The following is a 12,448-nucleotide window of genomic DNA, read 5'->3' as shown; positions in this document are numbered from 1 at the left end:
TCCTCGTGGGGGCCTCCGGGTGAGCCGGGCCACAGGAACGGCATACGATGCGCGTGCCCCTCATAAAGATTACATAAGAGGATGTACACGTCATGACAATCCGTGCCCCGTATCGTTCACTTCGCGGCATATCCGGCGTTGCTGTCCTGCTCGCGCTCGGCGCGGTGGGATGTTCGGAGGTCTCCGACGCCGTCGACAGCGCCAAGGACGGCGCGAAGAAGGTCGCTCGTCAGCGCTCGGTGTTCTCGCTGGACAACGGCGATTGCTACAACCCGAGCGGCAAGGCCGAGGGGACGGCGTACACCGTCGAGATCGTGCCCTGCGACGAGGCGCACGAGGGCCAGGTCGTCGGCGAGTTCGCGATCGACAAGGGCATGGAGTACCCCGGCGACGACGGGATCTCCACGATCGCGGACGGCCGCTGCCCGGTCGAGGCGCAGAAGTACGCCCCGGACACCTGGGCGCTCCCCAAGGGCGTCGCCCTCTTCTACTACACCCCGACCAAGGAGAGTTGGGCCACCGGTGACCGCGCGGTGAGCTGCACCTACACCTCGGAGGCGGGCAAGTTCAGCGGCTCGCTGAACACCGCGAAGTCCCTCAAGCCCGAGCAGACCACGTATCTGAAGGGTTCGAACGCGGTCTACGACGCCCTGTGGGCGAACCAGTCCGAGAAGGACGCCGTCGAGGACGACCTGGCCGGCTACAAGGCACAGGCCAAGGCCGTCACGGCGGCCCTCGACGCACACGTCGAGGGCCTGGACGGCATCGAGGGCGCCGAGGTCGGCAAGCTCCGCTCGACCCTGAAGGCAGCGGCGGGGCACTGGAAGAAGGCCGCGAACGCCGCCGACGCCGACGCGTTCTACATCGCCTACGACTCGGCCTTCACCGGCATCGACCCGAACGAGTCGGTCGCCGCCCGCAAGGAGCTGGGCCTGGCCACCACCGTCCCGGCCGACGACGCCGAGGTCTGGGCGGGCTGACGCTCCCTCGGATGGGCAGGGCCGGGTCCGTCAAGGGCCCGGCCCCGTTTGCGGGACACGCCGTAGGGCTGTTGGGGCGTATTCGTACGATCTTCGGACCGTGCTCGGACGTGGCTTCCCGGCGCGGCGGCCGGCCCGTGGCAGCGTCGGGGCTCCATCGCGCCCTGTCCCGTCCCGACCGCCTCGCGATCAGCAAAGGCACCCCTCCTCATGCTCATGCGATCCACGCGACTGCGCCCCGCCCTCGTCACCGGAATCCTCGGAGCCGTCGGAGCCGCCGGTGTCACCGTCGGCACGATCGTCCCCACCGTGCTGCCCGCGACGACCGCGAGCGCGCACGCGAAGCCGACGACCGTCTCGGACCCCGGCCCCGGGGCCGACCGGCAGCCGAGTTGCGGCAAGGCGTCCGACCCGCGCTTCCCCATCGACACGCGCATCCACGGCGGCCCCGGCGAGTACCGCGCGGGCGGGCGGCCGGGGACCTGGTCCATCGATCTCACCAACAGCACCGACGAGGTCTGCCACAACATCCATCCGGTCATCGTTCTCAGCGACCGGCAGCGGTCCCTCACCGTGGGCCAGGTCCGGCTCCAACTCACCGACGACAAGGGCGGATGGCGGACCATGTCGCTGGAGAAGTCGGACGAGGACGAGATGATCGCCGTACTCGAAGGCGGCTTCCCCGGCTTCGCCGTACCGGCCCGGCAGACCGTCACCGTACGGGCGAGGCTGGCCTTCACGGCCGCGGCCGATGCCAACAAGATCGTGGCGAACGCGGCGACGGTGCAGCGGCGCGGTGGCGACGGCGACTGGGTGGGGGAGTCGAACGACTACCGCTTCACCGTGGGCGGCGCGCACCGGGACGACAGCGACCGGGATACGGACACGGACACGGACAGGGACGCGGACACCGACACCGGCCCAGGCACGGGGACCGGCACCGACACCCCCAGCACCGGCTCCAGCTCCAACTCCAGTCCCAACTCCAGCCACAGCCAAGGCCGGAGCCCCGGTCCCAGCCCCACCCACAAGGACGGTACGGAGACCGGCACCGGCTCCGGCGATCAGCGCCGTACGCCTGAGCCCTCCCCGCCCCTCGGAATCGGCGCACTCGCCGACACCGGCTCCGGCTCCCTCGCCGGCCCCGCCCTCGCCGCCGGGGTGCTCGTGCTCGCCGGTGTCGCCCTGGTCGTCGGTCTCCGCCGTCCGCGCAAGCGCCGCTGACACTGTCTCGATCCGTGCGAGGGCGCTGCCGACCCGCGCCGTGAGCGGTACTCTCGGGGTCGTCCTGGGCCTGAACGAAGCGAATCCGGAGTCCGAACCACCCCCGCGACCCACGAAGTCGCGTGCGTGGTCCTCGACATCGCCATTTCCGCGGGTCCCTGTGTGATCTACGGGTGGTGAGCGGGCGTGTCCGTGCACAGCGGTACGGGACCGAGCCCTGCCCCGCCGAGCCACCTCCCGCTAGGAGATACGAGTCGTCATGCCCCGCCAATCCCTCAACTCTCTCAACTCCCGCACCACCAGAGGCTCCAGAGCCTCCGTAACCTCCAGAACCTCCGTGGTCTCCAGAACCTCCGTGGTCTCCAGAGGCTTCCGCACACCGCTCACCGCCGTCGCCGGCAGCCTCGTCCTCACCGCGACGCTCGCCGGATGCGGCGGCGGCACTGGGGGTTCGGAGGGTCAGACCGTCACCGTCTACAGCGCCGACGGACTCAAGGGAGTCGAGGACGACGGCTGGTACGACAAGGTCTTCGCCGACTTCGAGAAGGACACCGGCATCAAGGTGACGTATGTGGAGGGCGGTTCCGGCGAGATGGTGGACCGTGTCGTCCGTGAGAAGGACGACCCCGGCGCCGATCTCATAGTCGCCCTGCCGCCGTACATCCAACACGCGGAGCGCAAGGGGGTGTTGGCGTCGTACGACCCGAAGGGCTCGGACCGGGTGCACGGTTCGGGGAAGTCCGCCGACAACCGGTGGACGTCGGTCGTCAACAACTACTTCGGCTTCATATACAACAAGAAGGAACTGACGGACCCTCCGGCCACTTGGGAAGAGTTGCTGGACCCCGAGTTCAAGGGAAAGATCCAGTACTCGACCCCCGGCGTCGCCGGCGACGGCACGGGTCTCCTCATCAAGGCCATGCAGGATTTCGGCGGCGAGAAGCCGGCCATGGAGTATTTGCGGAAGCTCGAAGAGAACAACGTCGGCCCGACCCCCTCGACCTTCAAGCTCGCGGCCAAGGTCGACAAGGGCCAGATCCTCGTCGCGAACGGTGACGTCCAGACGAACTTCGACCAGTCCAAGAGCCTGCCGAACATCGCGATCTGGTTCCCGGCGAAGGAAGGCGGCAAGCCGACCACGTTCGCCATGTACTACGGCGCCGGCCTCGTCGACGGCGCCCCGCACAGCGCGAACGGCAAGAAGCTGCTCGACTACATGCTCACCGAGAAGGCCCAGAAGCAGATCAGCGGCATCGGCGGCGGCTTCCCCGCGCGTACGGACGTCAGGCCCACCGACGAGAACGCCATCGAACTGGCCGGGCTGCTCGACGGCGTCACGCTCTTCGAGCCCAACTGGGAGAGCATCGAGCCCAAGCTCGACAGTTACGTCGACTCGTGGAAGACGGCCACCGGCAACTGACGCCCCGTTCGCCCAAAGCCCCGCTCAGACGAGTTCCACCAGATCCGCGATCGAATCCACGACATTGGTCGGCCGGAACGGGTACTGGTCGATGTCGGCCGTGCCCGTCGTGACCCCGGTGAGTACCAGGAACGTCTCCATACCGGCCTCAAGTCCCGCCAGGATGTCGGTGTCCATACGGTCACCGATCATGGCGGAGGACTCGGAGTGCGCGCCCAGGGCGTTCAACCCGGTGCGCATCATCAGGGGGTTCGGTTTGCCGATGAAGTACGGGTCCTTGCCCGTCGCCTTGGTGATGAGCGCGGCGACCGAGCCGGTCGCGGGCAGGGCACCCTCCGGCGAGGGACCGGTGTTGTCGGGATTGGTGGCGATGAAGCGGGCGCCGTCGTTGATCAGGCGGATCGCCTTCGTCAGTGCCTCGAAGGAATACGTCCGCGTCTCGCCCAGAATCACGAAATCCGGGTCCGTGTCCGTCAGGACGTAACCGGCGTCGTGCAGAGCGGTGGTCAGACCCGCTTCGCCGATCGCGTACGCCGTGCCGCCGGGGTGCTGATTGTCCAGGAACTTGGCGGTCGCCAGCGCCGAGGTCCAGATGCTCTCGGCCGGCACGTCCAGACCCATGCGGGAGAGCCGGGCGTGCAGATCGCGCGGGGTGTAGATGGAGTTGTTGGTGAGCACGAGGAAGGGACGCCCTGTCTCACGCAGGCGCTTGATGAAGGCATCGGCGCCGGGCACCGGGACGCCTTCGTGGATCAGTACGCCGTCCATGTCGGTGAGCCATGACTCGATGGGCTTGCGGTCAATCATGCGGGCTCGCTCCAGGCGACTCGACGGGATGATCACCCGGAGACCCCGAGGGGCCGGAGGCTCCGAGGCCGCCATCCTATTCAGTCGCGGGAACGGTCGCCGAGGCTGGGCATCCCCCTCCTCCTGCCGGTGAACACCCGGGTCTTCGCCCACTCTTTCCCCGGTGTCTGTCTCCGCGTCGTCCAAGATCAACCCGGCAACCGATGTGCCTCTGAAATCCATAGCCGATGAACTGAGGTAGCGATGCCCGAGAACTCCGGACCGTCCCGGTCGGAAGAGACCGGCGACCGGCGTCTCACCCGTAACAACGGCCTGCTGGGGACCTCCCTGCCGCCCAAGCGGATCAAGGCCGAGGAAAAGGACGACGAGCACCAGATCAGGGTCAATCCCTTCTGGGTGCCGCTCGACGAGATTCCGCCCGAAGTGATCCTCGACGGAAAGGCCGGGGCGGTCTGGCATTTCTCGGCCACACTGCGCGAGGAATCCGCCAGGCCGGGCGTCGTGGACTGGGGCGTCATGCTGGGCAGCGAAGAGGCTCTCACGGTCATGGGCCGGATGGATTTCCTCAAGGTGCTGGGCGGGATGCGGCAGGCCGCGAACCGGCAGCGGGAAGAGGATCCGGAGACGGAGACGGATTATCCGAGCCAGGAGGATCTGGCGAAAGGTATTCATGGGCTCGGGCATCCGACAATCGCCGTTGAATTCAAGATCCATGGCGTGACGAAAGTAGGGAAAGCCGCACTGAGCGGCGAATTCCGTTACGATCCGGCGCTCGGCTCGGGGAGGCTGAACGACAAGTCGGGCCGCTACATGAGTAAGTCGCACAGGCCCGAGACCGAAAAGGCCCCGGAGAAGATCGCGGAATGGGGTCAGGTGATCGCAAAGAAATTCAGTGACCATCTGGGGATTCCAGTCGCTTTCGAACAGCTGAAGACACTGCCCAACCCGGTGGGCGGCCTTGCCTCGACGCTCCGGCCTCCGGCCGTCCCGGCCGCCGGACACGCCTCTGCCGCGGCGCGGCAGACCCGGCAGCCTCGGACGGACGCCGCCGCCCCGGAGTCCAAGAGGAAGCGCCGATGACCTGATCGCCGATCTGGAGGATCGGGCCCGACCGGATACCCGCTGGTCACAGCGGTGTACGGGCATCGTGGCGCGCGCTGCGGATGCGGGATCCGGTGGGAGGCGTGAGGCTTCCTTCATCAGGAGGTTCACGATGCGTTCAGGCTTGCTCGCTCTCCGTGCCGCCGGACTGGTCGCCGCCATGGTGGCGGTCCCTGTCCTCGGTACCACCGCCGCCGACGCCCACGACTCCGTGAAGGCGACACTCTCGCCGTCCGCCGTCCGTCCGGGCGGCGAGGTGAAGATCAAGGTCACGGGCTGCGAGAACCCCCGCTCGGTGTCGGCGCGATCCGATGTCTTCGTCGCCGACTCCGAGCTGTCGGGGCGCGGGGGGCTACGCGGTGAGGCGAAGATCAAGTCGTCGACCGAGGACGGCAAGTACCAGGTCGACGTCTGGTGCGACGGGCACGACCACCGGGGCGCGGGGGTCTTCGAGGTGAACCGCAACCCGAAGCCCAAGCCGAAGCCGAAGCCCTCTGCCAGCCCCAAGCCCTCCGCCAAGCCTTCCGCGAAGCCCAAGCCCAAGCCTTCCGCCGAGTCCTCCGCGAAGCCCAGGTCTTCCGCGAAGCCTGAAGGGAAGGCCGCCGCCTCCGCGCCGCCGTCCAGGAACCCGAAGCCCGAGCGCTCCCAGACCTCCCACACCTCCCAGACCTCCCACACCTCCCGGTCCGCGTCGGCCTCACCCGTCGCCCCCGTGCGCGCCGGCGGTGGCGGCCGGACCACCACCACCGACCTGGCCGCGGACAGGGCGGGCCCCAGCACCCCGCACACCGTGATCGGTCTCGTCCTCGCCGGCGTCGCCGCCGTGGCCGTGGCCGTCCGCAGCGCCCGCCGCAGGCGTTCCGCAGCGCGCGACTCCGACTGACACCACCGAGACCACCGACACGACCGACACGACTGACACGGCGGAGACGACTGAGATGGCTGAGACGCCGACCACCCACCGCCCGACCGGATCGGGCCGACTGCTCACCGGTGTCGCGTGGGCCGTGCTGCTGCTCGGCCTCTGGGGCTGGGGAGCCGACGGTCTCGTCGGCAACTCCTCGCCCATGACCGGCGACGTCGCCGCCGTCGGCCGCCCGGTCGAGCAGCGCCCGCCGGCGGCGCGCGACTCTCCCGAGCCCGCCGAACCGCGCCGCGTCGACGTTCCCTCCGTCGGCATAAAGGCGCCCGTCGTCTCGCGTGGCCTCGACATCACCGGGGCGGTCGAGCCGCCGCCGTACGAACGCCCGGGGACCGTCGGCTGGTACGGCAGCGGCGCCCGGCCCGGCGCGAAGGGCACCGCGCTCTTCGTCGGCCATGTCGACACCCGGACCGAACCGGCCGTCTTCTACGACCTGAGCGCCGCCCGGCCCGGTGAGAAGGTCCGGGTCACCCGGGCCGACGGCTCCGTCGCGGAGTTCACCATCGACGACGTCAAGGTCTACAGCCGGGAGCGGTTCGACGCGCGGAAGGTGTACGGCCCCCACGAGCGGGACCGCGCCGAACTGCGCCTGATCACCTGCGGTGGGACCTTCGACCGCGAGAGCCGTGCGTACACGGCGAACGTGGTCGTCTCGGCGTACCTCACGGATGTGAAAGAGGCACGTCACGATGGCTGAACCGGCCTCCCCACGGCACCGCTGTCACAGCTCGTGCACAAGGGCGAACGGGCGCCGTTTCGGCCCCGGCCCGTGTGCCAGGATGGATTCGACCGGTCTTGTCCGGGCAGGCGGGCAGCGGGCGGGGCAGCAGCAACGGCAGGAACGGGGCGCCTGGGGGCCGGCTCCGACGAACGGTCACCGAGGGGGAGTTGATGTACGGCAGTAAAACCGGTCGCGAACGTCGCGGACTACGAGTGACGGCCTGCGCCGTGGCCACGGGAGCGGCGCTGCTCGTCGCCGGCTGTTCCTCCGACGGCGAGGACAAGGGCGAGAAGAACGCCGCGTCGAGCCAGCAGCCCAAGGCGACCGATCCGTACTGGGTCAACCCCGACGGCAACGCGGCCAAGCAGGTCGCCGACTACACGAAGGACGGCGACGACAAGAACGCCGGCCTCATCAAGAAGATCGCCTCGCAGCCGGTCGGCGAGTGGATCGGCCCGGACAACCCCGAGAACGAGGCCCGCGGTTTCACCGAGGCCGCGGCCAAGGCCGACCGGGACGCGCTGCTGGTCCTCTACAACGTTCCGCACCGCGACTGCGGGCAGTTCTCCAAGGGCGGCGCCGCCGACGGCAACGCCTACCGGGACTGGGTCGACAAGGTCGCCAAGGGCATCGGCGACCGGCGGGCCACGGTCGTACTGGAGCCGGACGCGCTGCTGCACCTGGTGGACGGGTGCACGCCCCCGGAGTTCCACGAGGAGCGGTACGACCTGCTGAAGGGCGCCGTCGAACGGCTCAAGCAGCAGCCGGCCACCACGGTCTATCTGGACGCGGGCAACGCCGGCTGGCAGTCGCCCGACGCGCTCTTCGAGCCGCTCCAGCGGGCGGGTGTCCAGGCGGCGGACGGCTTCTCGGTCAACGTCTCCAACTTCTTCCCGACCGACGTGAGCCAGGAGTTCGGCAAGAAGCTGTCGGCCAAGGTCGGCAACAAGCCTTTCGTGATCGACACCAGCCGCAACGGCAACGGCCCCTACACGGGCGGCGATCCGGCCGAGAACTGGTGCAACCCGCCGGGCCGCGCGCTCGGCGAGCCGCCCACCACGAAGACCGGTGATCCGCTGGTGAAGGCGTATCTGTGGATCAAGCGCCCGGGTGAGTCGGACGGCGACTGCAAGGGCGGGCCGAAGGCCGGCGACTGGTATCCGGAGTACGCCCTGGAGCTGGCGCGCAACGCCAAGTAGAGGCTGGACATGGATCGGCGGGCCCGTACGCGCAGTACGGGCCCGCCGATCCATGTCACGCTTCCGGCTACGGCACCTCGACCCACACGCCCTCGGACGGCGTCCCCTTGTCGTCCGTCACGAACATCATGTACCAGCCGGACGGCACCAGCGCGCTGTTCTCGGGCACCGTCACCTCGATCCCGTCCGCCGTCTTCTCCATGTCCAGCGCGATCGACCGCTGTTCGACGTCCGTGACATGGGTGACGGCGCTCGGCCGCAGCAGCTTCGCGCTCTTCAGCGACGCCGCGTCCTTCGTCCTGAAGACCCCGGAGTCCCCGCGCTCGATGCGCTTCGGCCCGTCGGTCAGCGCCGGCTTGGAGTCCCGGAAGAGATACGGCGGGGTGTAGATCTCGATCCGCTGCTCGAAGACGCCCGGCTTGGTGTTCGCCTTGTCGGCGTAGAGCGAGTCGGAGCCGAAGATCATGACGCGGCCGTCGGGCAGCAGGAGCGAGCCCGAGTGGTAGTTGCGGCCCACCTGCGGGTCGGCGACGCGCTTGTACTCGCCCGCCTTCGGGTCGTACATCCGCGCTTCGAGGATGTTGGAGCCGCTGCGGCCCCGGTAGTCCTCGGCGCCGCCCGTCACCAGGACCGAATCGTCCGGCATCAGCGACGCGCTGGGGTAGCGGGTGCCCTTGTCGAGCGCGGCGCCGTCCTTGAACTCCGGTTTGTCGTCCTTGAGATCGACCAGCCGGGACTTCTCGCTGGACTTCTCGGACTCGCCTACGCCACCGCCGCCGATGACCATGAACTTCTGGTCCTGCGCGGGCGGCAGCATGACGGTGGCCGACGTTTCCATGGTGTCCGCGTCGCTCAGACCGGGGATGTTCTCGAACTTGTTGGTGTCCAGGTCCCAGATGCCGGGCTTGCGGCCGACGTCGGCGGGGCCGTAACCGGCGTTGGAGCCGCTGTAGAAGAGCTTGCCGTTGTCCATCAGGAAGATCGCCGGATAGGTGGGGAACTTCCGGATGATGCCGGTGTACTCCCACTCCTTGGTCTCCGGGTCGTAGATCTCGTCCTTGCCGGGGACGATCTGCCCGATCTCGTCGAGGCCCGACAGCGCGAGGACCTTGCCGTCCTGAAGCGTCGTCAGCGTCGGATACCAGCGGGCCTCGTTCATCGGGTCCACTTTGATGTATTTCTCGGCGACCGGGTCGAACTCGAAGGCGTCCTTGATGCCTTGGAAGTCCTTCTTGTCGAGCGCGAGCTTCTGCGCGATGCCGTAGACGTTACGGGCGTCGGCGCCCTTCATGCCCTGCACCCGGTAGTTGTCCTCGGTGCCGGTCTCGTACTTCTTCCCGGTTTCCTTGGCCTCGACGTAGATACGGCCCAGTCCGGGCTCGGTCCGCAGGAAGGCCCCGGTCACCGGGTCGAATATCTTCTCCGCCTTCTCGACCAGGACCGGATCCTTGGACTCGAAGGTCTTGCCGTTCTTCTTGCCGGTGAACATCGTGCCCGCCGGCAGAGTCATCGGCTTGTCGGGATCCTCGTTGTGGACGACCATCAGGCCGCCGGCCTTGGTGGTGTCGCCCTTGAGCTTCTCGTACCGCTTCGTACCGCCCGCCACCAGGAGCTTGCCGTCGGGCAGTTGGGTGTGCCCGGAGCAGAACATGTCCTTGGGCGTCGGGATCATCTTGAAGTCGTTCGTCGCCGGGTCCCACAGGACGGACTCGAACTTGTTCGCGTCGAAGTTCTTCTGATTGTTTCCCGACCCGGCTATCAGCAGCACTTTGCCGGTGTGCAGCAGCGACGCGTGAATGGAATTGATCTTGTACTTCGACGGGATGTCGAGAAAGTCCCAGTGACCGTTCTCGGCCTTGTACTCGGGCCGGTTGATCTTGTAGTCGTGGTACTGCTCCGAACCGAACCGCCACATCGCCGGCCCGTTCATCCCGGCCACCACGACGACCACCGCGGCGCCTATCGCGAGGCGACGGGCGCGGTTCTTGCGGTGGTTCGGCCGGACGGGAAGCGCACTCATTGCTTAGGTCCCCCAAGGGAAATCTGTACGGTCTGGTCGAGGTCCCCGGGGGGCGTTCGCTGCGGGGCCCGAGTGGCCTGAGCGGCTTGCTTCGGAGTCTGTGACGGGGACTGCGGCGGGGACTGTCGTGGGGCCGGAGGCGTACTCCCGCCGCCCCGGTGCGCCCCGTGCTTCCGGCGCTTCTTCTTCTCCGCCCGCATCCCCAGCCGCCACACGATGATCGGCGACGCCGTGATCAGCAGCGCCAGGGACGCCCACGTGATCATCGCCGGATGATCGTGCCCGAAGAAGAAGGACGAGATCAGCGAGCCGGCGAACACGAGAATGAAGAAGAGATGGATCCGGAACGTCCCGAACAGGGTGTCCGGGCTGGACGAGTCGCCCTTCGGCGTCACCACGAAGCCGCTCTTGCGGCGCAGTACGGCGTCGAGCAGCGAGCGCGCGTAGATCGGCGCGGAGAGCGCGGACATCGCCATACCGGCGAGACCGCCCGATCCCTCGGGCTCGTGCGGCGAGACGTTGTGCCGCCGGTTCCAGATGTAGAGGCCGATCTGGAGGGCGGACGCGTTGCCGTACAGCATCATCCAGATCGCCGGGTCGATCTGCACACCCGAGGCGCCCATGCCCAGGAACAGCGCGCAACTCAGCGCCGCCAGGATCCAGTTGAGCGCCGACATGGGGTAGAAGATGATCATCATCGTGTAGTTGAAGAGCTTGCCGGGCGGCAGCGTGGTGAAGCCCCGCCAGTACTGCTTGAGGATCGTCTCGTACGTGCCCCGCGACCAGCGCAGCTGCTGGGTGAAGAAGTCCGTCCAGGCGGTCGGGCCCTCACCGACGGCGAGCACGTCCGGGGTGTACACGGAGCGCCACTTGTTGCCCGTCTGCGGGTTCTTGGCGCGGTGCATCTCAAATCCGGTCGCCATGTCCTCGGTGATCGAGTCGTACAGCCCGCCGATCTGCTTGAGCGCCGAGATGCGTACGGCGTTGCTCGTGCCGACGAACATCGGCGAGCCGTAGCGGTTGCCCGCGCGCTGGATCAGCGCGTGGAAGAGGAACTGCTGCGACTCGGCGGCCTTCGTGACGAACGTGTCGTAGTTGCCGTACACCTGCGGGCCGATGACGAAGCCGACGTCCGGGTCGCGGAAGTAACCGAGCATCCGCTCCAGGTAGTTGGCCATCGGGATGTGGTCGGTGTCGACGGACGCGAAGAAGTCGTAGTCGTCGCCGTGCGCGTCGAGCCAGGCGTTGTAGTTGCCGTGCTTGGTCTTCGCGCGGTGCGCGCCCTTGGACTGGTTCCACTTCGCCACGCCCTTGCGGGAGAAGTGGTGCACCCCGAGCCGCGCGCAGACCTCCTTGACGGCGGGGTCGTCGCCCTCGTCGAGGAGCCAGACGTGCATCAGCCCGCGGTGCCGGATCTTGACGGCGGCCTCCAGCGTCTTCGTCACCATCTCCAGGGGCTCCTTGCCCGGCACGAAGGAGGTGAGGAAGGCGACGCGGGTGCCGCTCGCGGGCACGACGGGGACGGGGTCACGTGCGACCAGGGTGGCGTGCGCGTTGGACAGCACGTTCATCGTGCGGAACAGCTCGATCAGTCCGATCGAGACGAGCATCACGATGTCGAGGACGAGCAGCGTGTCGTTCTTGAGATTCGGGTCGCGCTCGGTCCAGTGCTGCGGCTGCATCAGCCAGGCGAAGAGACCGAGGGACAGGAGCGGGGCGGCGCCGAGGAGCAGGGCGGCCCGGATCCGGTGCGGCTCCTGCGAGAGCAGCGAGCGGTACTGCACCTTGTACGGCTTGTTGGGGTCGGGCTGGGTGAGCGGCCCGGCGAGCCGGCTGTAGTGCTCGTAGTCGTACTTGGGCAGTTCCTTCTTGGGCCGGAGCCGGTGTCCGCCGGTCCGCAACTGCGAGGGGATCCGGAGCTGGGTGGTCCGGGAAGCGTCGTTCCTCGGCCGCTCGCCGTTCGGCGTCGACGTCATCAGTCATCCCCCCGCACGCATGCTGGTGCGTGATAAGTCGGTCGGTCCGGCAGGTCGCGCGCCGCCGTCAGTACAGAC

The 12,448-nt window shown here is 68.0% G+C and carries 10 protein-coding genes; 7 read left to right on the top strand and 3 right to left on the bottom strand.

Annotated elements, in window-relative coordinates; genetic code table 11:
* Positions 1-92 precede the first annotated feature (92 nt).
* The 3 genes from ACFYNU_RS01775 (at position 93) to ACFYNU_RS01765 (ending at position 3,624) form a co-directional block, all read left to right on the top strand.
* On the top strand, positions 93-980 hold the full coding sequence (locus ACFYNU_RS01775; protein ID WP_356590219.1) for a septum formation family protein: 888 nt from the start codon (positions 93-95) through the stop codon (positions 978-980).
* A gap of 216 nt (positions 981-1,196) precedes the next feature.
* On the top strand, positions 1,197-2,204 hold the full coding sequence (locus ACFYNU_RS01770) for a hypothetical protein (RefSeq protein ID WP_356590221.1): 1,008 nt from the start codon (positions 1,197-1,199) through the stop codon (positions 2,202-2,204).
* 337 nt (positions 2,205-2,541) lie between these two features.
* Positions 2,542-3,624, top strand: coding sequence for a 2-aminoethylphosphonate ABC transporter substrate-binding protein (locus tag ACFYNU_RS01765; protein ID WP_356590223.1), 1,083 nt, complete (start codon positions 2,542-2,544; stop codon positions 3,622-3,624).
* 24 nt (positions 3,625-3,648) lie between these two features.
* Here ACFYNU_RS01765 and ACFYNU_RS01760 read toward each other — a convergent pair whose 3' ends face one another.
* A complete protein-coding gene (locus ACFYNU_RS01760; RefSeq protein WP_356590225.1) occupies positions 3,649-4,431 on the bottom strand; it encodes an HAD-IIA family hydrolase in 783 nt (260 codons plus the stop codon).
* A gap of 243 nt (positions 4,432-4,674) precedes the next feature.
* Between ACFYNU_RS01760 and ACFYNU_RS01755 the strand changes: the two genes are divergently transcribed.
* The 4 genes from ACFYNU_RS01755 (at position 4,675) to ACFYNU_RS01740 (ending at position 8,374) form a co-directional block, all read left to right on the top strand.
* Entirely contained in the window at positions 4,675-5,511 is an 837-nt protein-coding gene (locus tag ACFYNU_RS01755) for a hypothetical protein (RefSeq protein ID WP_356590227.1), read from the top strand.
* 133 nt (positions 5,512-5,644) lie between these two features.
* Complete coding sequence (locus ACFYNU_RS01750) at positions 5,645-6,415, top strand: hypothetical protein (RefSeq protein WP_356590229.1); 771 nt, start codon at positions 5,645-5,647, stop codon at positions 6,413-6,415.
* Positions 6,416-6,470: 55 nt separating this feature from the next.
* Complete coding sequence (locus tag ACFYNU_RS01745) at positions 6,471-7,151, top strand: class F sortase (protein WP_356590231.1); 681 nt, start codon at positions 6,471-6,473, stop codon at positions 7,149-7,151.
* A gap of 194 nt (positions 7,152-7,345) precedes the next feature.
* Positions 7,346-8,374, top strand: coding sequence for a glycoside hydrolase family 6 protein (locus tag ACFYNU_RS01740; RefSeq protein ID WP_356590233.1), 1,029 nt, complete (start codon positions 7,346-7,348; stop codon positions 8,372-8,374).
* 67 nt (positions 8,375-8,441) lie between these two features.
* On the opposite strand, the gene ACFYNU_RS01735 is transcribed toward ACFYNU_RS01740, so the two are convergent.
* On the bottom strand, positions 8,442-10,394 hold the full coding sequence (locus tag ACFYNU_RS01735) for a galactose oxidase-like domain-containing protein (protein WP_356590235.1): 1,953 nt from the start codon (positions 10,392-10,394) through the stop codon (positions 8,442-8,444).
* The gene (locus tag ACFYNU_RS01730; RefSeq protein WP_356590237.1) at positions 10,391-12,370 is read right to left on the bottom strand and encodes a cellulose synthase catalytic subunit; all 1,980 of its coding nucleotides are present in this window, start codon (positions 12,368-12,370) and stop codon (positions 10,391-10,393) included. Before ACFYNU_RS01730 ends, ACFYNU_RS01735 begins: the two co-directional genes overlap by 4 nt.
* Positions 12,371-12,448 lie beyond the last annotated feature (78 nt).

This window comes from Streptomyces sp. NPDC006643 (assembly GCF_042870175.1).
In the GTDB taxonomy this organism is placed as follows: Bacteria; Actinomycetota; Actinomycetes; order Streptomycetales; family Streptomycetaceae; genus Streptomyces.
This window is presented reverse-complemented; position numbering and strand designations above follow the sequence as displayed.

Bases quoted from the DNA above. Each gene is read 5' to 3' on its own strand.
- ACFYNU_RS01750 (WP_356590229.1), top strand. From the start codon at position 5,645: ATGCGTTCAGGCTTGCTCGCTCTCCGTGCCGCCGGACTGGTCGCCGCC.
- ACFYNU_RS01755 (WP_356590227.1), top strand. From the start codon at position 4,675: ATGCCCGAGAACTCCGGACCGTCCCGGTCGGAAGAGACCGGCGACCGG.
- ACFYNU_RS01775 (WP_356590219.1), top strand. From the start codon at position 93: ATGACAATCCGTGCCCCGTATCGTTCACTTCGCGGCATATCCGGCGTT.
- ACFYNU_RS01740 (WP_356590233.1), top strand. From the start codon at position 7,346: ATGTACGGCAGTAAAACCGGTCGCGAACGTCGCGGACTACGAGTGACG.
- ACFYNU_RS01760 (WP_356590225.1), bottom strand. From the start codon at position 4,431: ATGATTGACCGCAAGCCCATCGAGTCATGGCTCACCGACATGGACGGC.
- ACFYNU_RS01730 (WP_356590237.1), bottom strand. From the start codon at position 12,370: ATGACGTCGACGCCGAACGGCGAGCGGCCGAGGAACGACGCTTCCCGG.
- ACFYNU_RS01770 (WP_356590221.1), top strand. From the start codon at position 1,197: ATGCGATCCACGCGACTGCGCCCCGCCCTCGTCACCGGAATCCTCGGA.
- ACFYNU_RS01745 (WP_356590231.1), top strand. From the start codon at position 6,471: ATGGCTGAGACGCCGACCACCCACCGCCCGACCGGATCGGGCCGACTG.
- ACFYNU_RS01735 (WP_356590235.1), bottom strand. From the start codon at position 10,394: ATGAGTGCGCTTCCCGTCCGGCCGAACCACCGCAAGAACCGCGCCCGT.